Here is an 18982-nt window from a genome sequence, read left to right on the forward strand (position 1 = left end):
AAGGCACGGAATTCTTTGCGTGGCGCGTGCAGACGCGAAGCGTCATCCATCATATCTGCTCTAACAGCAAAGAGTGTGCCCTTCGGGCGAAGAAGGCGCCGCCTGAACCTTCCGTGCTTTTCCCTCTTCTTCTGTGCCTTTCCGTGATCCTTTTAATCACACGCCCTTTTTAAACGGCGACGCTTCCTCTTCGAGCATCTGCATCTGTTCCACCACAGCTTCACGTTCGCGCTTCAGATAATCCTCGATCGGTGCGCGCAGGCGCTTGTCGCGGATATAGTGCGCCGAATAGACCGGGTTGGGCAGGTAGCCGCGTGACAGCTTGTGCTCGCCCTGCGTGCCGGCTTCAACGCGCTTTAAGCCCCGCGCAATGGCGAAGTCGATGGCCTGATAATAGCAGACCTCGAAATGCAGGAAGGGGATATCGATCAGCGTGCCCCATTGGCGGCCGTAGAGCGTGTCACCGCCGATAAAGTTGATAGCGCCCGCCACCGCCTCATCGCCGTCATAGGCAAAGACCAGCGCCAGTTGATCACGCATGGTCTCGGCGATACGGCTGAAAAAGGCCCGCGTCAGATAGGGCGCCCCCCACTTGCGGTCATAGGTGCTCTCGATAAAGGCATACATCTGATCGAGATGGGTTTCCGTGATGTCAGAGCCGACATGCCAGCGCAGATCAACGGTTGACCGGACATCGCGGCGTTCGCGTCGGATCACCTTGCGGCGATTGGAGGAGAGGGCGGCAAGGAAATTATCAAAGGTGGCGTAGCCGTTATTGTCCCACCAGAACTGCTGGTCCTGACGTTGCAGCAGGCCCATACCGCCCATCATCTCCCATTCGTCGTCACGGGGGAAGGTGATGTGCAGAGAGGACAGCTTGTTGGTTTCGCACAGCGATATGGCGGCTTTCGCCAGCGCCTGCCGCACCTCCGGATCGGGCGAGATCAGGCGGCTGCCGGTCACGGGCGTGAAGGGGACGGCGCCTTGCAGCTTGGGGTAATAGTCGCCACCGGCCTGTTCGTAGGCGCGGGCCCACGACTGATCGAAGACGTATTCGCCCATCGAATGATATTTGACGTAGAGCGGCATGACGCCGCACACCACGCCGGCTTCATCGCATAAGGACAGATGGACGGGCTGCCAGCCGCTGGCCTGATCAACGCAGGCTGTCGCCTCAAGCGCATCGAGATAAGCAAAGGATGTGAAAGGGTTATCGTCATCCCTTAAACCATTCCATGCGGTTTCGCCGATCTCGGCGATGCGGCTGTGAATTTTAAGCGTCAGGGCAGGGGACATGTTCGCCATATAGTGCGTTGGAGGACAGGCAGGAAGCCCCATCACCATCTTTACTATGTGCGATGATCTTCGCGCCGACAAGCGGCATAGCGTGTCCTCCCCCGCCGGGACGGGGGAGGACATTAGATTTAGAACAGCTTAGCTTGCAGGCCCACCCAGACGCGGCGGCCGGTCTGGCCATAACCGCCGGCGGTCTGGTAGCGGGTATCGCCGGCGTTCTCGATACGACCGTAGAGGCTGAGGCGATCATTGAGCGGATAGTTCGCGCGCAGGTCGGCCAGATCATAGGCCTTGAGCATGCCGGTAAAGGCGGTATCCAGCGCCTCGCCGACATGACGCAGGCCAAGGCCCAGGTTCAGCTTGTCGGTCGCGGTCCAGGTCAGGTCGACACTGCCTATCTGATCCGGACGGCGCGGCAGCAGGCCGCCATTGCCATCGCGGGCGTGCAGGAAGCTGTAATTGCCGCGCAGATTCAGGGAATCGGTCAGGTCCTTTGACAGTTCCAACTCGACACCGCGCGTTTCGGTGCGGCCGACATTACCGTAGCAGCCGTATGGCTGGGCGAGCGTGCAGGTGTTGTAAACGAAGTCGATCTGGTCGCGCACCGAGCGGGTGAACAGGCTGACGCTGAACACGCCGCCGTCAAAGCCATAATCGACGCCGCCGTCGAGCGTGGTCGATTTTTCCTCGACCAGGGTGGCCGTGCCGTAATCGCTGTAAAGCTGGTAGAGGCTCGGCACCTTGACGCCCTGACCGGCGCTGGCATGGAGGCGCAGGTGTTCACCAAGTGGGGCATTGACCGTCACCTGCGCGATATCGTTGCCGCCGAAGGACGAGGCGTCGTCATGGCGGGCGCTTAAGGCCACATCAAGCGGACCGAAATCGTGGGTCACCTGACCGTAGACGCTGGCCAGCGTCGAAGAGGCCTTGAGCGGCACAGGGTTCGGATCCCAGCTTGCGGGGTAGGCCACGCTCATGGTGTCGCGCTCATAGCTCAGGCCACCGAGAAGACGTGTGGCGTCGCTCAGGCGATAGCTGATGTGATAATCGGCGGCTTCGATATGACCATTGGCGACATAGTTGGGCGAAGAATCGGGATTGTAATTGTTGCTGTCATTATCGGTGATGCTGAACGACAGGGTCTGTTCGCCTCTGGTGAAGCGGTGCGTCAGGGCGACGACCGAGAGAGTGTTGTCGTTCTTGCCGAAATCGCCGGTGTCCATGAAGTTGTAGGGGGCGACCGGGTTATAGCCGTCGAAATCACTGCGGCTGTGGCTGGTGGTCGAGAAGGCCTGCGCGCTGAAGGCTTCGTTGAAGTCGTAGCGCAGCTTGCCGTTCAGCGTGGTCTGGGTGAAGCCGTCCTTTTCCGCGCCGCCGGCAAAGCTTGATACGCCACGGTCGTTATAGGTGCTGCCCGACAGACGCCAGGTCAGACCGCTTGTTTTGCCACCGATACCGGCGCGGGCCGAACCGTATTCATCGAAGCCTTCAAAGCGCAGATCGCCTTCGAGCGGTTGGGACGGGGTGCGCGAGGTGATGCTGACCACGCCGCCCATGGCGCCGGAGCCCCACAGGGTCGAGAGCGGGCCGCGCAGCACTTCGATGCGGCTAGCATCATCCGTGCTGACCAGGCCGAGATTGGTGCCGCCGCCGACCTGCGCCGGATCATTCAGGCGCACGCCATCGAGAATATAGAGCGTGTGATCGGCACCGGCGCCACGGATCGAGGCGGTGGTGGCCGTGCCCGGACCACCGGTGCGGGCGATGCTCAGATCGGGCGTGCGGGTCAGGAGATCGGCGACGAACAGCGACTGGTAGGCTGTGATATCGGCATCGCTCAGCACGGCGACGCTCTGGCCGAGTTTGGACACCGGCAGGGTTTCGCGGGTGATCGAAACGACGACTTCGGTCGGCGCCTCGTCGGCGTGCGCAAAGACGGGCAGGGCCAGAAGCGAGGCGGTCAGGAAAAGGGCAGTCTTGGAGTTCAGCATGTGAACGGTCTTTCAGTCAGAAACGAAAGCCGTAAACCGCGCATGACGAAGCCTGCGCCGGTTACGGCTCACAAGGTATCGTCTCTCGGTATTTTCACGCGCCATCATGCAATCCTGAAAGTGGAGACCACGTTCAGGCATCAGGCTTTGAATTTCCGCTCGCGCTGCACTTCCCGGCCACGCAAAGGACGACAGCCAAGGCAGGTCTCCTGACTCGCGCCTCGAACGCTTCGCTGCCGTCTTCCCCGCAGATGCGAGTGACATAGGGCAGCAAGGCTCGGCGCTTACAGTTGCGGGGACAGTTTGGGCCTCTAACCCAATTCCCTATTATCCTGCGGTTTTGACGCGCAGGCACCATTGGCACGGGCGGGTGCTAGGGCCTGAGCTGCGGCGCGTCAAGCCTTCAAACGCGCATTTCGCCACAATGTGTCTTTTAGGAGTTGATCCGGACGACCGAAACGACCTTGTTAAAAAGCGCGGTCATGGCTTGGGAAATGCCCTGGTTAGGACCGACCTCAAAGTAGAGGCCCGGTGAGGCACAGGCTTCCATTTGCGTGGCAAGTTGGGACGGATTTGCCTTTGGGGGTAAAAATTTCTGAACATTGCCCATGAAGAATACGTCGGTGGGTACCGGCTGGTAGGTTGTGTACAGCACGGCGATGCGAACGCCTCGGCTTTTCATCGTTGTGCAAATAGCGGTATCGATAGGTGCGATGCGGCGGCAGCCTGATGAAGCGCAGTCATAACCATCGTTAAGACCGTCCGATACGAAGAACAGGACTTTTTGCGGATTGCTGGATGTCATGCCGTCACCCGTCTTTGGTATCAACTTGTCCATGCTGGTAAGCGTGGATTTGAAATTGGTCTGGCGGTCACTATTATAGTTTTGATAGGGAATCGTCATGAGGTCGAGGGCCTTAGCATCGATTGCTGACTGAACGAGATTGGCTTGGAGCTTGCTTATTTGGCGCGCTACCGGATTTTGCTGATCAATTACATCAGCAGCGCCCCCAAAGTCATATATAGCCATGCGGTATTGATCGGGTGTTCTCTCGGTGCTTTCGGCGGTTGTCATCAGTTTTTGCGTGGCTTCGCGGACAACATCAATACGCATGGTGACACCGAGGGTTTTAGCAAGGCCGTATCGTTCAGGAATTGTAGCCTTATGCGAAGCGGTAAATGGCCCCGTTTCATGACATGCGAAGGCGCACGATGGGTCAACGGGCGCGTTCTTAGTTGCGGCGATTAGCTTATTCATGTCAGCTACGGTCGCTCCCAACCCCATGGAGGGGGTGTTATCCAGCAGCAAATAAAAGTCGATAAAGGGCGGCATACTAACCAGAGATTTCGACGTCACCGCAATGGGGAGCGTGCTGAAGCCGAAAAGTCCCAGCATATAGGGCTTGTAATTTGCGGTGACCGTGACCGTCGAGGTGATCAGGGTGCCTGTCTTCATCACCTAGGCTTTGGGCGTGACAGCGCTCAGTTCCGCGTGGGTTGGCATGTCGGAGTTGAAAATACTGACGGCCTGTGCTTCGCCGGCGGTGATCTCGCCGGACCCCATGGTCTGGCCGATCTTGTAGGCGACCGAATTAATGGCCACGGAACCGACGCTGGCCACATCCGCCGAATCCTGAAGCTCGGCGCGCAAGCCAATGGCGCGGCCGAAATCGATCGCGCCGGCAACGAACATAAACAAAACAGGCACAGCCAGTGCCACGATCATGATGACATTGCCGCGCACATCGAGCGCAAAATTTCGCAGTTTATTCAGCACCGTGTCGCCCCAATGTCTGTTCAGTCGGGGGCACTATCGCATAGGATGATTAATGATGGTTAACCGGCGTTGCGCTTTTCGGCCTCTTCCGGTGTCAGGGTTTGCACACTGAGGGCATGGACCGGGCCGGCCAGATCCTCGGCCAGGGCGCTGTTCACCAGCCGCTGGCGGGCGACGCGATTAAGCCCTTCGAAGCGTTCAGAAACAATAAGTACGGAAAAATGGCTCTCGCCCCCTTCACGCGCGCCCGCATGTCCACTATGTTTGGCGCTGTCGTCGTGAATCTCCAACTGTTGTGGAGCGAAGGCCTGATTGAGCTTCACGCTTAAACGGTCCGCTACGGTTCCCATACTCTGGCCTCACTTTACAGCTATACGCACGTCGCAATTTTTTAAGATCAAAGGATCACTGTCATCATATGACCGAAGGATTTAAGTTCAAGCCCAAATTCATGGACATGCGTATCCGTCCGCCCAAGGAAGGCGAGGAGAAAACGCGCAGGCCGGAAGATGATGTCTTGCATCTGAAGCCTGGCGAAAAGCCATGCGAATGGCCGGAATGCCACAAGGCCGCCACGGCCAAGGCGCCGAAGTCGCGTGAAATGATGAATGAACACTACAATTTCTGTGTGGGTCATGCCGCCGAGTACAACAAGAACTGGAACTTCTTCGCCGGTATGAGCGAAGGCGAGGCGCGCCGTCACCGCGAAGCCATCGCCACCGGCGACCGCCCGACCTGGGCCTTCCGCGCCTCGCGCCTCAGCCGCGAAGCCGCTAATGCCGCCGTCAAGGGCACCAATTCCAAGACCTTCTTCGATCCGCACAGCGTCTTTGGCGCCGGTGCTGCACCCATGCGCGACAAGGGCGAACCCGCCGTGCGTCAGTATGGCAAGATCGAACGCGCGGCCTTCGCCGATCTCGATCTGGAAGTCGGCGCCACGGCCGAACAGATCCGCGTGCGCTACACCGAGATGCTCAAGCGTTGCCACCCCGATAACAACGGCGGCGATCGCTCGGCCGAGGATAAGCTCCAGCGCGTGATCAAGGCCTACAAGGTTCTGAAAAAGATGAGCCTCGCCTAAGCGGTGCTTTTCGTCCGTGGACGCCGCAGTCGTCGCTAGCGGGTACGCATTGTACCCGCGGCGCTAGCCGGCTAGCCACAAACAAAAATCCCTCGCCTATGCGCTACGGTGTTCTCCTCCCCTGCAAAGGGGGGGAGGTGTCTCTTTGTCGTCCGCGTGCCCTACAAGCTGCTGAAGAACGGATCGTGGGTGACATTGCCGCCGGGTTTGCGCAGCAGGTGCACCTGCATCAGGCGGCGCAGGCGAAAGCCGAGACTTTCATAGAGCGCAATTGCTGCCGCGTTTTCCGGCAGCACATTGAGAAACGGCACGCGCCCGTCGGCGACGATGCGCTTGCCGAGGATCGAGGTCAGCCGCCGCGCGTGGCCGCGTCCCTGATGCTCCGGATGCACGCAGATGGCGCTGATTTCGGTAAAGCCCTGCGGCTTCATGCGCTCGCCGGCCATGGCGGCCAGCCGGCCATTTTCATGTACGCCGATATAGTTGCCCATCTCGAGGGTGCGTTTGCCGAAAGGGCCGGGCTTCATCAAGGTGGTGAGCGCGATCATCTCATCAACATGCGTGAGGGTGAGCGCTTCCGCATCCATCGCATTAACCGGGGCAAAATCAAAAGCGACCATCTGGATAATCGGAAACCGCACGACCAGGTCAACGCCGGTCGGTGCTTTCAGTTCATCCGGCGACCACAGTACCGCTGTCTCGCCCTCGGCCATGCGCTCGGCCAGAACCGGCAGAGCGTCAGGCGTTTCCAGGGCGGCAAAGGGGGAAACCTCCGCCGGATAGCGCAGCACGGGGCCGTTACCTGTGGCCAGATGGGCGTGGCGGCCCTTGAGCGCCGCCCAGGCGGGATTGTCGAGTTCGGAAATATCCATAGGCTGCGATCTAGCAGATCGTGAGAGGAACTGCTGCCGGAATTTTGCGCTATCCTACGACAGAGTGTATCGAAAAGGAGACCGGCTATGACGATAATTCATAAGGGCGGCTGCCAGTGCGGTGCGGTGCGTTTTGAGGTCAGCGAACCGCTGGGCCATGCCTCGGTCTGCCATTGCCGCATGTGCCAGAAGGCGTTTGGCAATGTGTTCGCGCCGCTGGTGTCGGTACGCGGCACGGACTTCCGGTGGACGAAAGCCGAACCGAAGCGTTTTGCCTCGTCCAATCTGGTCGAGCGCGGCTTCTGCCCGGATTGCGGCACGCCCCTGACCTATGAGGCGCCGGATGGTGTCGCGGTCGCCATCGGCGCTTTCGATCATCCGGAAAGCATCGTGCCGGATATCCAGTTTGGGGTTGAGGCGCGCATTGCGTGGATGGATCATGTCAATGACTGGCCGCTCCGCACCACGATGGACGACATAGAAGCGGCGCCATTTCTCGATAAGCTGGTGAGTTATCAGTATCCCGATGAGGCCTGATGTCATCGTGACATTTTAAGTCTTTGAGGCTAAGGTCGCCTTATGAAACGTGAAGATGTTCTTGCCATCCTGACCCGGCATAAGTCCGACTTGAAAAGTCTGGGCGTCAGTCGGGCTGCGCTTTTTGGTTCAGTGGCGCGCGGTACAGAAACGGGCGATAGCGATATCGATATTCTGATTGATATCGATAAGGATTTGGACATCGGTGTTTTTGAGTACGTCGGCATCGTACAGTTTATTGAAAGCCTGTTTACGCAAACAGTGGATGTCGCCAATCGGGACGGCTTGAAAGCCGGCATCCGTCCTGCCATCGAACAGGAAGCTATTTATGCCTTCTGACCGGAGCCGGCAGGCCCTGAGGGATATCCGCGATAACATCAAGCCGGCGCAAAGTTTCATAGTCGGACTGGATGAACTTGCCTTCAAGGCGGATCAGAAAGCCTTCTACGCCGTTGTCAGGGCGCTGGAGATCATTTCCGAGGCCAGCCGGCACTTGCCGGAAGAGACTAAGCAAAAGCATGGCCATCTGCCATGGAAACAAATCGCCGGCGCCGGAAATATTTATCGGCATGATTGTCAGAATGTGACCGGAGATTTCGTTTGGGTGACATTGCACAAAAGTCTGCCGGTCCTATTGCGGACTGTCGAAGCCGAGTTGGATCAATAGTCAAAAAAATTTAATGCAGGACAACATTAGGGTTGTTTCGAGTGTCTTAAAGTCTTAGCTGAAAGGCCTGTCCGTTCGTTACCGAAAGCGTCTGTCCGCCATGTCCGTCGAGCTTGAATATCCCGATCCCCTGTTGGCCCTCGCACCCGATAAAAAGGTCAATGTCCGCGACGTCTTCAACGTAGATATCGACATGCAGGTGCCGGCGTTTTCGCATCGTGACAGCCATGTGCCGGATATTGACGACGCCTATCGCTTCGATCCGCAAACGACCCAGGCTATCTGCGCCGGCTTCGCCTTCGATCGCCGCGTCATGGTGCAGGGCTTCCACGGCACCGGTAAATCGACCCACATCGAGCAGATCGCCGCGCGCCTGAACTGGCCGCTGGTCCGCGTCAATCTCGACAGCCATGTCAGCCGCATCGACCTGATCGGCAAGGACGCCATCGTGCTGAAGGATGGCCAGCAGGTTACCGAGTTCAAGGAAGGCATCCTGCCGTGGTCGATCCAGCGCCCGGTCGCGCTGGTATTCGATGAGTACGACGCCGGCCGCCCGGACGTCATGTTCGTCATCCAGCGCGTGCTGGAAGCGCAAGGCCGCCTGACCCTGCTTGACCAGAACAAGGTCATCAAGCCGAACCCGTTCTTCCGCCTGTTCTCGACCACCAACACCATTGGTCTGGGCGATACCACCGGCCTTTACCACGGCACGCAGCAGATCAATCAGGGCCAGATGGACCGCTGGTCGCTCGTCACCACGCTCAACTATCTCAGCCATGAGGCCGAGGTCGAGATCGTGCTGGCCAAGGTGCCGGAGTTCAATACGGCTGAGCGCAAGGGCCTGATCAACGCCATGGTACGCGTCGCCGATATGTCGCGTTCGGCCTTTGCCAATGGCGATATCTCCACAGTCATGTCGCCGCGGACCGTGATTACCTGGGCGCAGAACACCCTGATTTTCAATAATGATCCAGAACTGGCCTTCCGCCTGTCGTTCCTTAACAAGAGCGATGAGCTTGAGCGCCATACGCTGGCGGAATTCTATCAGCGCGCCTTCGGCACCGATGTTAAAGAATCGGCGCTGAAAGTGAAAGTGATCTGATCTTCTCCTCCCCATGACAATGGGGAGGGGGACTACGAAGTGGTGGAGGGGCGCCCCTCCGTCTGCTCGCTTTGCTCGCAGCCACCTCCCCATCACGATGGGGAGGAGAAGGAACCTCTCTTTTCATGGCCAATAAGCCGACCATCCTCTCCGAACCGTTCAAGAAGGCGCTGGTGCATTCCACCCGCGCCCTGGCGGAGGATGCTGAGCTGGAGGTCGTCTTCGGCTCCGACGGCCCGCGCCTCGATGGCAACAAGCTGATCCTGCCGCATCCGCCGCGTGATCTGGCGCCCAAGGCGGCTCAGCGCGTACGTGGTCAGGCCGATCGGCTGGCGCTGAAAGTGGCGCATCACGACGATACGCTTCATGCCCGCGCTCGTCCGCGTGACGATATGAGCGCCGACGCTTTTGATGCTCTCGAAGAGGCGCGCCTTGAGGGCATCGGTGCTCACGCCATGCAAGGGGTGCGCGTCAATCTGCTGGCGGCTCAGGAAAGCGATCTCGAACGCAGCGGCCTTTACCGCAAGGAAGACAAGCAGGAGATCGGTATCCCCGAAATCCTGGGCCTGATGGCGCGTGAGGCCGTGACCGGTGATCCGATCCCGCAATCGGTGCAGCGCGTGGTCAATATGCTGCGTAATGAGATTGAGGAAAAAACCGGCGACGGCCTGGAGAAACTGGCGGCGCTGATCCACGATCAGAAGGCCTTCAACAGGCAGGCGCGCCATATCCTGACCTCGCTCGATCTTAAGGACGACAGTCAGGACGCCGAGGACGAAAAGAAAGACGAGGGCGAAGAGGGCGAGAGCGAAGGCGAAAGCCCCAAGGACGATGCCCAGGACAGCGAAGAGCCCGACGACAGCGACGGTCCGCAGGATCAGCCGGAAGAACAGTCCGGTCAGGAGCAGCCGCAGGAGGGGGAGGACGACTACACCCAGATGCAGGGCGATCCGCAGATGTCGTCCGAATCCTCGACCGACGAAACACCCGATGGCGAAGCCGGCGAGGCTGAACGCCGGGAAAACGACCAGCCTGAGACCAACGTCAAAAAGGACTACGACGTCTACACGAAGCAGTTCGACGAGATCATCACGGCCGAAGAACTGTGCGATCCGGAAGAGCTTGAGCGCCTGCGTGGCTTCCTGAACGCGCAACTGGCCAATATGGCGTCTGTCGTGTCGCGTCTGGCCAACCGCCTGCAGCGCAAGCTGCTGGCGCAGCAAAACCGCTCGTGGTCGTTTGATCTTGAAGAGGGCGTGCTCGACGCCTCCAAGCTGACGCGCGTCATCACCGATGCCTCGGCACCGCTCAGCTTCAAGCAGGAAAAGGACACCGAGTTCCGTGACACGGTGGTGACCTTGCTGCTCGACAATTCCGGCTCGATGCGCGGCCGGCCGATCATGGTGGCCGCCATCTGCGCCGACGTTTTGGCGCGGACGCTAGAGCGCTGCGGCGTCAAGGTCGAGATTTTGGGCTTCACCACCAAGGCCTGGAAGGGCGGCATGTCACGCGAGGCCTGGGTGCGGGCGGGCAAGCCGGCCAATCCGGGACGCCTCAACGATCTGCGTCACATCATCTACAAGGCGGCCGATAATCCGTGGCGCCGTACGCACAAGAACCTCGGCCTGATGATGCGCGAAGGCCTGCTGAAAGAGAATATCGACGGCGAGGCCCTGCAATGGGCGCACAGCCGCCTGATCGGACGCCCCGAACAGCGCAAGATCCTGATGGTGATCTCGGATGGCGCGCCGGTCGATGATTCGACGCTCTCGGTCAACAGCGGCCACTATCTCGAAAACCACCTGCGCAAGGTGATCGATGAGATTCAGTCCCAGCATCGCGTGGAACTGGTCGCCATCGGTATCGGTCACGACGTGACGCGCTACTACAAGCGCGCCCTGACCCTGATCGACGTCGAACATCTCGCCGGCGGACTTATGGATAAGCTCACCGAATTGTTTGAAGAAACCAAATGACTCGTGCTTTTGGCGATTGGCGTCGCAGTCTGCGCTAGCAGGCACTTGAGTACCTGCGTCGCTTGCCGGCTGGCCACTCATCCAAAATCCCGGCCATTTGGGCGACAATGCATAAAAAAACTATACCTCCCTGAAACGCACTTGCGTTTTGGGGAGGGGGGCGACGCGCTTCAGCGCGTTGGTGGTGGGGTTTCTTATTTGTCTTACTCAGGTGTTTCATGCGTTTTGTTTTTCTCGTAGCCCTTCTGGCCACCTCGGCTCACGCAGCGCCACAGCCCTATCTGCAAAAGCCGACCGTCAGCTTTCGCGCCCTGCCAGCGGTCACCGATCCCAAGCCCCTCAACGCGAAAGTGCGCTATGTCGGCGGCTATGAACTGAACGCCAAAGGCACCTCGGAACTTGACGGTCTCTCCGACCTGCTGGTTCTTCCTGAGGGCGATGCGCTGAAAGTCGAGGCCATCAGCGATTTCGGCGCCATAGCGCGCTTCGCGTTGACACCCGACGGCAGGGGCGGTTATCTCGACAGCCCGCTGGAGATCGACCGTCTGCGCGATGGTAACGGCAAGACCTTCCAGAACAAGATGCAGGCCGATTCGGAAGGGCTGACCTACGATCCGGTGAGCGGCGACCGCTACGTCTCGTTCGAGGGCGTACAGCGCGTGATGAAGTTCACTGGCTGGCGCAGTGCCGGCGAAACCCTGCCATTGGCCGGACTGGCCCAGTTTCCGAGCAATGCGGGCATGGAGGCGGTCACCTATGTGCGTGAGGCCGATGGCGATTCGCTGCTGATCGGCGTCGAATCGGGCGGTTTCTGGCGCTGTGGTCTGGCGCTGGATCGCTGCCGCGAGATTGCCGGACCCGCGACGCCCGGCTTTCTGTACATGATGACCTCGCTGGCCGTGGTGGCGCAGGACGAGACCGCCAAAAGCCATGAGGTATTGGCGCTGTATCGCTATTTCGATCCCTTCAGCGGCCCGCGCAATGTGCTGCGCCTGTTGCGTCTGGAGGGTGACAAACTGACCTTCGTGGCCGATCTGGCCAAGGTGGCGCCGCCCTTGCCCTATGATAACTATGAAGGCGTGGCGGCGATTAAAACCGCGGAAGGCTATCGTATCTTCCTGGTCAGCGATGGCCTGCACGATAACGACAAGCCGAAAATCCTGATCTACGACTGGCGGCGCTGATAGCAAAAAGCCCTGAGTGCGGAACACTCAGGGCTTTTCAAATTTGACGCTGATAAGCGATCTTTAAGCGGCGGTTTCGGCCAGCTTGTCCTTGATCTGCTTCTTCAGGCGACGGGCGCGGATCGACAGATCGGCATCGTCAGCCTTGACGATGAAGGCATCGAGGCCGCCCTTGTAATCGAGCGTGCGCAGGGCAGCGTTCGAGATCTTCAGGCGGAAGGTGGTGCCCAGCGCGTCCGAAGCCAGGTTGATTTGACGCAAGGACGGCAGGAAGCGACGCTTGGTCTTGATGTTAGAGTGGCTCACGCTGTGGCCGACCATGGGACCGACACCGGTGAGTTCGCAACGACGCGACATGGGATTACCTTCGGTTAAAACGAATAAGGGAGCGCGAAAGGACGCCGTGTCCATCGCGCGAGAGGCGGTTCTATAGGCAAATGAGACGGCGAGGTCAAGGGTAAAACGGCTTTTTTTGCCATAAGCACCAAGCCTCGCCATCCTTTTAGATGTGACGGCCCCGCAAGGCAAACCGGGTGTCCGGAAAGGCGCGCGGCATATCGCGGCGCGGCCTTAAAACAACCTGATGATCGTCATGCCAGATGATCTCGCGCGGAGACCTCAGCTTGACCGCCTGCACGGGCACGCCGCCTTCGGTGATCAGCCAGGCACAATACCGTGCCCGGTCGATACATTCCCGCGCCGCCGTATGGAACCAGCAAACGCCGTAGATACTGTTGCGGCGCTTGAAATGGCGGGCCACCCGACCGGGAACAGGCAGGTTCCGGTTGAACCAGCGGAACTGGATATCCAGTTCGTCATGAATCCAGTCGGGGCATCCGGTTCTGTGCAGATACCAGGACGCTCGGAAAAAGCCCGTCTCCATCCCGCTGTCGGGATGGATAAGCGGGGTTACAAACCGCACATACATGATGTTTCCGCGCTGGCCTGTAGGCAGGCGCGCCTTCTTTATCTTCGGATTTTTGCGTAAATTATAGCGAGCCCTTTGGGCCGCTTAGACGGCTTCCAAAGGGAGACGTGGGCCGTAGCCATTGCCGATATGTTTCATCGGAGTCTCCAAGACGTTAGGCGCAAGAGGCGCGGACATGCGGCAGATACAAAACGCCGTTCGATCCGGCAAGATGGTATTTTTTGAAACAAGTTGTTTGAGCTAGAGCGCGACTTTTGGGCAACAAAAAAGCCTCCTGACAGAAATCAGGAGGCTTTTTGATCTTCAAACCGAAGACGGCTTAGGCGGCCTTGGTCAGGTTCTTGTTGAGGATGGCGACAGCCGAGTCGCGATCGATCTTTTCGATGGCTGCCACTTCGCGGGCCATGCGGTCGAGCGCCGATTCATAGAGCTGGCGCTCGGAGTAGGACTGCTCGGGCTGGCTGTCCGAACGGTAGAGGTCGCGGACGACTTCGGCCAGCGAAACGAGGCAACCGGAGTTGATCTTCGCTTCGTATTCCTGAGCGCGACGCGACCACATGGTGCGCTTGATGCGCGCGCGGCCCTTTAGGGTGACGAGGGCTTGCGACATCACGGCCTCGACCGCCAGGTGACGCAGACCCGCGACCTTGGCCTTCTTGGTAGGGACGCGCAGGGTCATTTTTTCATGATCGAAGGTAACCACAAACACTTCAAGCGTATAGCCGGCAACTTCCTGCGTTTCGATGGCGGCGACCTGGCCCACACCGTGGGCAGGATAGACGACCTTATCGCCAATGGCGAAATCGTGACGGGAAAGGGTGAGGGTGTCGGACATGGCGAACCTTTCGAGAGGTTAGGGCAGTACCGAAGGATAGCCGCATCTCATAGGCGTCAAGAAGGCCTGCTCCAGAACCGGGGAGGGACTGAAGTAAGGGTTTGAGCGCACGAAGTCATCCGCAAAGAGGGAAACTCTCAGGGAGGGACATGGTGCGCTGATCTCAACTAAGACAAGGGTATCATCCGACCTGCGTCGATGGTGCATAACAGACCCGCTGGAACAGCCGGTCTGAACACAATAAAACAAACGAAGATTTGCGCGGATCGGCTGGTCTGGGTTTATCCGTAAGGACAGAAGAAGGCCGTCGACTCTTGCAATATGACATCCATATCACAAATTTACGGCAAAATAAAGGGCGGGCGCACCAATCCGTTAGGGCGCACTACGCAAACACGATTATAGAGCATAGCAGGACGACCTGAAATGCCACCACGGCATAAACCTTGTGTATAAAGGCTTTTTTGCTGCTTTTATGGCGAAAAACATGGCTGCCGATCATGCCCATGGGCCAGCCGCCGACCGCGCACAGGGTCAAAAGAGTCGATTCCGGCACGCGCCTTTGCCGGGCGATGGCATATTTTTTATCCAGCGCCCAGACGTGGAACGTCACAAGGTTGATCAGGCAGATGTAAATCAGGATGACGGACCACAGGATCATGGCCGCATCAGACTTTGAGTCCGTTAAGGCCTACTTACCGTCGCCGGGTTTTTCAGAGAAATACTTCTCGAATTTACCGGTTTCGCGCTCGAAGTCTTCACGATCGGCGGGCGGTGTGCCCTTTTCGGAGATGTTCGGCCAGATGGCGGCGTACTTGGTGTTGATCTCCAACCACTTGGTGCCTTCGTCCTCGGTGTCCGGCTTGATGGCGTCGACCGGGCATTCCGGCTCGCAGACGCCGCAATCGATGCATTCGTCCGGATTGATGGCCAGGAAGTTTTCACCTTCATAGAAGCAATCGACCGGACACACTTCCACGCAGTCCATGAACTTGCACTTCACGCACGGGTCCATAACGATGTAGGTCATAACGGTCTAGCCTCTTACTGGGGGGTCGAGCGTGCGTCATGCTCAGATAAGGCGTCTGTGTCAAGACTTGAGGCCCTGTTGATGGGCCATTTGTTCTAATTTCAGGCATTAGCTGAAGTGCGGCACGGTTGAAACGCCAGGATCTCAGGACTATGCGCCTCATTCTCGATGGGGTTCGGCTTGGCGGTAAAGGCTTTGCGCTTCCGACGCCGGGCCGCGTCGCTCGCCGGTATCGACCACCACGATATCGAGCAGGCGCGTACCGAGCGCAAAGATCAGATGGTCGTCGGGCTTGATAAAGGTCGAGGGCTTTTCGACGCGCACCACCTTGCCGAAGCGCTCGATACGGATATGACCGCTCTCGCAAGCCTTAGCGGAAAGCGCACGGGTCTTGAAAAAGCGGGCGCGCCACAGCCAGACGTCGAGCCGGCAGGAAGAAGAGTCTGTTTGCATAGGCGTCATATTGGAACGCGGCCATGAAATGTCAAACGGTCGCTTGTGATGGCGCCCTCGTGCGCTATAGTCGCGTTGTAATCGATATCAATGCCCCGTCATACCAGAGGGCAGCCAGGGAAAAGAACCATGAAGATCATGACGACGGCCGCCTCGTGTCTGGCGCTGATGATGGCAGGCAGCGCTTTTGCCGAGCCAGCGCTCAAGCTCAACGACAAGGGCTATTTTGAAGCACCGGGCCTGAACGTTACGGTCTTCGCCGACATCTATCCCGATGGCCACCAGACCGGCGTGACCGTGATCCAGCATGGCGTGCGTGTGGCGGCCAATGGTGATCTGCGGCTGGAACCATCGCCTGGTCAGTGGTCGCCGATGCCGGCGGGCGATGGCAAGCCGGTCGTGGATAGCGCAACCAGTTCGGTCAGTCAGGCGCTGCACTATCCGGACGACTCGAAGAACCGAAAGGGCTTCAATCCGATCGAATATCCCGATCTCAATTTCAGCTATCATGTCCGCGTCACGCCGCTGGAAGGGAATGCCTTCAAGGTCAGTGTCGATCTTGATAATCCGCTGCCGAAAGACTGGGAAGGCAAGGTCGGCTTCAATTTCGAACTGTTCCCGACCGACCTTTTCGGCAAGTCCTGGCTGATGAATCAGACAGATGGAAAAGAAGTGGCGGGCATCTTCCCGCGTCAGGCCAATGGCGGCATGAGCGATGATCACGGCCAGATCATCACCGCGCCTCTGGCTGAGGGCAAGCGACTGACCGTGGCGCCGGACAGCGATCTGCAACGCATGACGATCCAGAGCCAGACCGGCGAACTGGAACTGATCGACGGCCGCGGTAATTTTAACAACGGCTGGTATATCGTGCGCGAGATTACCCGGCCGGGCGCGACGACCGACGCGATTACCTGGGTGATCACCCCGAACGTCGATCCGGACTGGCGCTACAAGCCGGTGGTGCAGGTCAGCCAGGTCGGTTACCGGCCGGAGCAGACCAAGACCATCATCATCGAGCAGGACCTGCGCGACCGTCAGGCCGATCCGCTGATCCTCTACAAGCTGACCGACAAAGGCCGCGAAGAGGTGACGCGCTATACGCCCAAACCGTGGGGCCAGTTCCTGCGCTATAATTACCTGACCGCCGACCTGACGGCGGTGACGGCGCCGGGCATGTACGTTCTGGCGTATCGCGGCGAGGCGACCGGCACTTTCAAGATCGCTGACGATGTCTATGATCGCCACGTCTGGCAGCCGACGCTGGAATATTTCCTGCCGGTTCAGATGTGCCATATGCTGGTCAAGGAAAAGTACCGCACCTGGCACGGCATCGACCATGAGGACGATGTCCGCATGGCGCCGATCAATTTCAACCATTTCGACGGTTACCTGCAAGGCGGCTCGACCCTGACCAAATATCAGCCGGGCGATCATATAGCGGGCCTGAACGCCGGTGGCTGGCACGACGCCGGCGACTATGACCTGCGAGTCGAGAGCCAGATGGGCACGGTGTGGCTGCTCTCCAAGATGGTCGAAGAGTTCAATCTCGACTACGACGCCACCAGCATAGATCAGGCGAAGAAGGTCACCGAAATCCACCAGCCGGACGGCCGGAACGACGCCCTCCAGCAGATTGAACATGGCCTGTTGTCGGTGCTGGGGGGCTATAAGGCGCTCGGGCGCACCTATCGCGGCATTATCGAGCCCGACCTGGCGCAATATACCCTTCTGGGCGACGTCACCACCCAGACCGATAATCTCAATTACGATCCGGCGCTCAAGGCCGGCGAGCGCACCGGCACGACGTCCTCGCTGAAAGACGATCGTTATGTCTTCACCGAGGACAATCCCAACCGTGAACTGACGACGGCGGCGCAACTGGCGACCGCCGCGCGTGCCCTGACGCCGACCAATCCGAAAATGGCTGGGGAGGCTTTGGCAGCGGCGCGCGATCTTTATGGCAAGGCCTATGACCGCGCCACCGACCTGCAAGCCAGGGTCTTCGTCCTGTCAGAACTGGCGCAGACCACCCACGATGCGGCGCTTATCAAGCGTTTGATCGCGCTTAAGCCTGAGATCGTGGCGCATATCGATCAGACCGGCGCCGTCCTGGCCTCGGCCATGCCCTTGATCCGCGATAAGGCCTTCCTCAAGGACGTCGGGGCGGCGGTGCAGACCTATCAGGCCAAACTGACCGACGATGCCACCAAGACGCCCTATGGCGTGCCCTATGTGCCCTATATCTGGGGCGCCGGTTGGCAGATTCAGGAATTCGGCGTGCAGCAGTATTTCTTCCGCAAGGCGTGGCCGCAATATACGCCGGATGCCTTGCAAATGGAGGCGCTGAACTTTGTGCTGGGCGTCCATCCGGGCGAGAACACATCGTCGTTCGCCTCAGGCGTGGGCGCGAAATCAGCGACCACGGCCTATGGTGCCAATCGCGCTGACTGGAGCTATATCCCCGGCGGTGTGATTTCGGGTACGGCGCTCATCCGGCCTGACCTGCCTGAGCTCAAGGTCTGGCCCTATTTCTGGCAACAGACCGAGTATGTCATGGGGGGCGGCGAGACCAATTACATGTTCCTGGTGCTGGCGGCGACGCAGAAAGCGGATCAGAAGAAGTAGCTACAGGTCTTCCTGCCAGTTTTCGCGCGAATGACGGACGGCGAGGATGATAATATCTTCGCCGTCCGTTTTATAAATGATGATATGAGAGCCGTGAGGATGCGCGCGGACAGGCGGATCGATTTCAGCGTACTCACGGGCCATTCTGGGATTGTCGCCGAGCATGGCGAAGGTCGCTTCCAGGCGAGCATGGTACGTCTCGGCCTGCGCTTGTCCGAACATCATCACCCCCTGCACGTAGACGTCCACTACGTCATGAGTGGCCTCGGGTGTTAGACTGTAGGGCATCAGGCGCTCTTGGCGATGCCGTTGGCGGCGACATGCGCACGCGCCTTTTCAAGGATATCCTGCATGCTCAGGTCGCTAATCCCGCTGGCTATGCTGCGTGTAACGACCGCCTGCATCGCGGCGATTTTCTCGGCACGTTCCTGATCGCGGCGGATAAGATCGCGGACATAGTCACTGGTATTGCTGTACTTGCCGGTTTCCGCCTGGCTTTCCGCCCACGCCTTCATCTGTTCGGGCAGGGAAATATTCATTGTGGCCATAACGGTCTCCTTTGCGCCAGACTATATCTCTTGGCAAAGTTTGTCAAAGTCGCTCCGGACGCGAAAAAGGCCGGAAC

22 protein-coding genes and 1 riboswitch are annotated in these 18982 nt (G+C 58.9%); of the genes, 8 read left to right on the forward strand and 14 right to left on the reverse strand.

Annotated elements, in window-relative coordinates; translation table 11 throughout:
- Nucleotides 1–156: 156 nt before the first annotated feature.
- The 5 genes from B060_RS0100405 to B060_RS0100420 form a co-directional block, all read right to left on the reverse strand.
- Nucleotides 157–1305, reverse strand: coding sequence for a GNAT family N-acetyltransferase (locus tag B060_RS0100405; protein WP_018079766.1), 1149 nt, complete (start codon nucleotides 1303–1305; stop codon nucleotides 157–159).
- 119 nt (nucleotides 1306–1424) lie between these two features.
- Nucleotides 1425–3287 (reverse strand): TonB-dependent receptor plug domain-containing protein, encoded by a 1863-nt coding sequence (locus tag B060_RS0100410; RefSeq protein ID WP_018079767.1) that lies wholly within the window; start codon nucleotides 3285–3287, stop codon nucleotides 1425–1427.
- Between the two features lie 182 nt (nucleotides 3288–3469).
- A riboswitch (cobalamin riboswitch) is annotated at nucleotides 3470–3662 on the reverse strand.
- A gap of 58 nt (nucleotides 3663–3720) precedes the next feature.
- The gene (locus B060_RS23615; protein WP_018079768.1) at nucleotides 3721–4743 is read right to left on the reverse strand and encodes a hypothetical protein; all 1023 of its coding nucleotides are present in this window, start codon (nucleotides 4741–4743) and stop codon (nucleotides 3721–3723) included.
- A gap of 3 nt (nucleotides 4744–4746) precedes the next feature.
- Nucleotides 4747–5064, reverse strand: coding sequence for a TadE/TadG family type IV pilus assembly protein (locus B060_RS25905; protein ID WP_018079769.1), 318 nt, complete (start codon nucleotides 5062–5064; stop codon nucleotides 4747–4749).
- A gap of 59 nt (nucleotides 5065–5123) precedes the next feature.
- Nucleotides 5124–5414 carry a BolA family protein gene (locus tag B060_RS0100420; RefSeq protein ID WP_018079770.1) on the reverse strand — a complete coding sequence of 97 codons (291 nt, stop codon included), beginning with the start codon at nucleotides 5412–5414 and terminating at the stop codon, nucleotides 5124–5126.
- A gap of 68 nt (nucleotides 5415–5482) precedes the next feature.
- On the opposite strand from B060_RS0100420, the gene B060_RS0100425 reads away from it, so the two are divergent.
- A complete protein-coding gene (locus B060_RS0100425) occupies nucleotides 5483–6145 on the forward strand; it encodes a J domain-containing protein (protein WP_018079771.1) in 663 nt (220 codons plus the stop codon).
- A gap of 161 nt (nucleotides 6146–6306) precedes the next feature.
- Here B060_RS0100425 and B060_RS23620 read toward each other — a convergent pair whose 3' ends face one another.
- The gene (locus tag B060_RS23620; RefSeq protein ID WP_018079772.1) at nucleotides 6307–7017 is read right to left on the reverse strand and encodes a GNAT family N-acetyltransferase; all 711 of its coding nucleotides are present in this window, start codon (nucleotides 7015–7017) and stop codon (nucleotides 6307–6309) included.
- Nucleotides 7018–7104: 87 nt separating this feature from the next.
- Here B060_RS23620 and B060_RS0100435 point away from each other — a divergent pair, with 87 nt between their 5' ends.
- The 6 genes from B060_RS0100435 to B060_RS0100460 all read left to right on the forward strand — a co-directional run bounded on the left by B060_RS0100435 (nucleotide 7105) and on the right by B060_RS0100460 (nucleotide 12483).
- Complete coding sequence (locus tag B060_RS0100435; RefSeq protein WP_018079773.1) at nucleotides 7105–7554, forward strand: GFA family protein; 450 nt, start codon at nucleotides 7105–7107, stop codon at nucleotides 7552–7554.
- 42 nt (nucleotides 7555–7596) lie between these two features.
- Nucleotides 7597–7893 (forward strand): nucleotidyltransferase family protein, encoded by a 297-nt coding sequence (locus B060_RS0100440; protein ID WP_018079774.1) that lies wholly within the window; start codon nucleotides 7597–7599, stop codon nucleotides 7891–7893.
- Nucleotides 7883–8221, forward strand: coding sequence for a HepT-like ribonuclease domain-containing protein (locus B060_RS0100445; protein ID WP_018079775.1), 339 nt, complete (start codon nucleotides 7883–7885; stop codon nucleotides 8219–8221). Before B060_RS0100440 ends, B060_RS0100445 begins: the two co-directional genes overlap by 11 nt.
- Before the next feature lie 100 nt (nucleotides 8222–8321).
- Nucleotides 8322–9323, forward strand: a complete 1002-nt coding sequence (cobS, locus tag B060_RS0100450) for a cobaltochelatase subunit CobS (RefSeq protein ID WP_018079776.1) — start codon at nucleotides 8322–8324, stop codon at nucleotides 9321–9323.
- Nucleotides 9324–9448: 125 nt separating this feature from the next.
- Nucleotides 9449–11299, forward strand: a complete 1851-nt coding sequence (cobT, locus tag B060_RS0100455; RefSeq protein WP_018079777.1) for a cobaltochelatase subunit CobT — start codon at nucleotides 9449–9451, stop codon at nucleotides 11297–11299.
- Nucleotides 11300–11517: 218 nt separating this feature from the next.
- A complete protein-coding gene (locus B060_RS0100460; protein WP_018079778.1) occupies nucleotides 11518–12483 on the forward strand; it encodes an esterase-like activity of phytase family protein in 966 nt (321 codons plus the stop codon).
- 63 nt (nucleotides 12484–12546) lie between these two features.
- On the opposite strand, the gene rpmB is transcribed toward B060_RS0100460, so the two are convergent.
- The 6 genes from rpmB to B060_RS0100490 all read right to left on the reverse strand — a co-directional run bounded on the left by rpmB (nucleotide 12547) and on the right by B060_RS0100490 (nucleotide 15738).
- Nucleotides 12547–12840, reverse strand: coding sequence for a 50S ribosomal protein L28 (gene rpmB, locus B060_RS0100465; protein WP_026172472.1), 294 nt, complete (start codon nucleotides 12838–12840; stop codon nucleotides 12547–12549).
- 145 nt (nucleotides 12841–12985) lie between these two features.
- The gene (locus B060_RS0100470) at nucleotides 12986–13411 is read right to left on the reverse strand and encodes a hypothetical protein (RefSeq protein ID WP_018079780.1); all 426 of its coding nucleotides are present in this window, start codon (nucleotides 13409–13411) and stop codon (nucleotides 12986–12988) included.
- Nucleotides 13412–13730: 319 nt separating this feature from the next.
- Complete coding sequence (locus B060_RS0100475; RefSeq protein WP_018079781.1) at nucleotides 13731–14246, reverse strand: CarD family transcriptional regulator; 516 nt, start codon at nucleotides 14244–14246, stop codon at nucleotides 13731–13733.
- A 385-nt stretch (nucleotides 14247–14631) separates the two neighbouring features.
- Nucleotides 14632–14907, reverse strand: coding sequence for a DUF1294 domain-containing protein (locus tag B060_RS23625; RefSeq protein ID WP_018079782.1), 276 nt, complete (start codon nucleotides 14905–14907; stop codon nucleotides 14632–14634).
- 30 nt (nucleotides 14908–14937) lie between these two features.
- Nucleotides 14938–15276: a ferredoxin FdxA gene (gene fdxA / locus B060_RS0100485; RefSeq protein WP_018079783.1), complete on the reverse strand. Its 339-nt coding sequence runs from the start codon at nucleotides 15274–15276 to the stop codon at nucleotides 14938–14940.
- Between the two features lie 159 nt (nucleotides 15277–15435).
- A complete protein-coding gene (locus tag B060_RS0100490) occupies nucleotides 15436–15738 on the reverse strand; it encodes an RNA-binding S4 domain-containing protein (RefSeq protein ID WP_018079784.1) in 303 nt (100 codons plus the stop codon).
- Between the two features lie 120 nt (nucleotides 15739–15858).
- Here B060_RS0100490 and B060_RS0100495 point away from each other — a divergent pair, with 120 nt between their 5' ends.
- A complete protein-coding gene (locus B060_RS0100495) occupies nucleotides 15859–18357 on the forward strand; it encodes a glycoside hydrolase family 9 protein (protein ID WP_018079785.1) in 2499 nt (832 codons plus the stop codon).
- On the opposite strand, the gene B060_RS0100500 is transcribed toward B060_RS0100495, so the two are convergent.
- A complete protein-coding gene (locus B060_RS0100500) occupies nucleotides 18358–18645 on the reverse strand; it encodes a type II toxin-antitoxin system RelE/ParE family toxin (RefSeq protein ID WP_026172473.1) in 288 nt (95 codons plus the stop codon).
- A complete protein-coding gene (locus B060_RS0100505; protein ID WP_018079787.1) occupies nucleotides 18645–18905 on the reverse strand; it encodes a type II toxin-antitoxin system ParD family antitoxin in 261 nt (86 codons plus the stop codon). Before B060_RS0100505 ends, B060_RS0100500 begins: the two co-directional genes overlap by 1 nt.
- Nucleotides 18906–18982 lie beyond the last annotated feature (77 nt).

Source organism: Asticcacaulis benevestitus DSM 16100 = ATCC BAA-896 (assembly GCF_000376105.1).
GTDB lineage: Bacteria > Pseudomonadota > Alphaproteobacteria > Caulobacterales > Caulobacteraceae > Asticcacaulis > Asticcacaulis benevestitus.

Excerpts from the sequence above, each read along its gene's own strand:
- B060_RS23625 (WP_018079782.1), bottom strand. The coding sequence starts at position 14,907 with ATGATCCTGTGGTCCGTCATCCTGATTTACATCTGCCTGATCAACCTT.
- B060_RS0100420 (WP_018079770.1), bottom strand. The coding sequence starts at position 5,414 with ATGGGAACCGTAGCGGACCGTTTAAGCGTGAAGCTCAATCAGGCCTTC.
- B060_RS23620 (WP_018079772.1), bottom strand. The coding sequence starts at position 7,017 with ATGGATATTTCCGAACTCGACAATCCCGCCTGGGCGGCGCTCAAGGGC.
- cobT (WP_018079777.1), top strand. The coding sequence starts at position 9,449 with ATGGCCAATAAGCCGACCATCCTCTCCGAACCGTTCAAGAAGGCGCTG.
- B060_RS0100475 (WP_018079781.1), bottom strand. The coding sequence starts at position 14,246 with ATGTCCGACACCCTCACCCTTTCCCGTCACGATTTCGCCATTGGCGAT.
- rpmB (WP_026172472.1), bottom strand. The coding sequence starts at position 12,840 with ATGTCGCGTCGTTGCGAACTCACCGGTGTCGGTCCCATGGTCGGCCAC.
- B060_RS0100505 (WP_018079787.1), bottom strand. The coding sequence starts at position 18,905 with ATGGCCACAATGAATATTTCCCTGCCCGAACAGATGAAGGCGTGGGCG.
- B060_RS0100440 (WP_018079774.1), top strand. The coding sequence starts at position 7,597 with ATGAAACGTGAAGATGTTCTTGCCATCCTGACCCGGCATAAGTCCGAC.
- fdxA (WP_018079783.1), bottom strand. The coding sequence starts at position 15,276 with ATGACCTACATCGTTATGGACCCGTGCGTGAAGTGCAAGTTCATGGAC.
- B060_RS0100410 (WP_018079767.1), bottom strand. The coding sequence starts at position 3,287 with ATGCTGAACTCCAAGACTGCCCTTTTCCTGACCGCCTCGCTTCTGGCC.
- B060_RS0100460 (WP_018079778.1), top strand. The coding sequence starts at position 11,518 with ATGCGTTTTGTTTTTCTCGTAGCCCTTCTGGCCACCTCGGCTCACGCA.
- B060_RS0100425 (WP_018079771.1), top strand. The coding sequence starts at position 5,483 with ATGACCGAAGGATTTAAGTTCAAGCCCAAATTCATGGACATGCGTATC.
- B060_RS0100470 (WP_018079780.1), bottom strand. The coding sequence starts at position 13,411 with ATGTATGTGCGGTTTGTAACCCCGCTTATCCATCCCGACAGCGGGATG.
- B060_RS0100495 (WP_018079785.1), top strand. The coding sequence starts at position 15,859 with ATGAAGATCATGACGACGGCCGCCTCGTGTCTGGCGCTGATGATGGCA.
- B060_RS0100445 (WP_018079775.1), top strand. The coding sequence starts at position 7,883 with ATGCCTTCTGACCGGAGCCGGCAGGCCCTGAGGGATATCCGCGATAAC.
- B060_RS0100500 (WP_026172473.1), bottom strand. The coding sequence starts at position 18,645 with ATGCCCTACAGTCTAACACCCGAGGCCACTCATGACGTAGTGGACGTC.
- B060_RS0100435 (WP_018079773.1), top strand. The coding sequence starts at position 7,105 with ATGACGATAATTCATAAGGGCGGCTGCCAGTGCGGTGCGGTGCGTTTT.
- B060_RS0100405 (WP_018079766.1), bottom strand. The coding sequence starts at position 1,305 with ATGGCGAACATGTCCCCTGCCCTGACGCTTAAAATTCACAGCCGCATC.
- B060_RS23615 (WP_018079768.1), bottom strand. The coding sequence starts at position 4,743 with ATGAAGACAGGCACCCTGATCACCTCGACGGTCACGGTCACCGCAAAT.
- cobS (WP_018079776.1), top strand. The coding sequence starts at position 8,322 with ATGTCCGTCGAGCTTGAATATCCCGATCCCCTGTTGGCCCTCGCACCC.
- B060_RS0100490 (WP_018079784.1), bottom strand. The coding sequence starts at position 15,738 with ATGACGCCTATGCAAACAGACTCTTCTTCCTGCCGGCTCGACGTCTGG.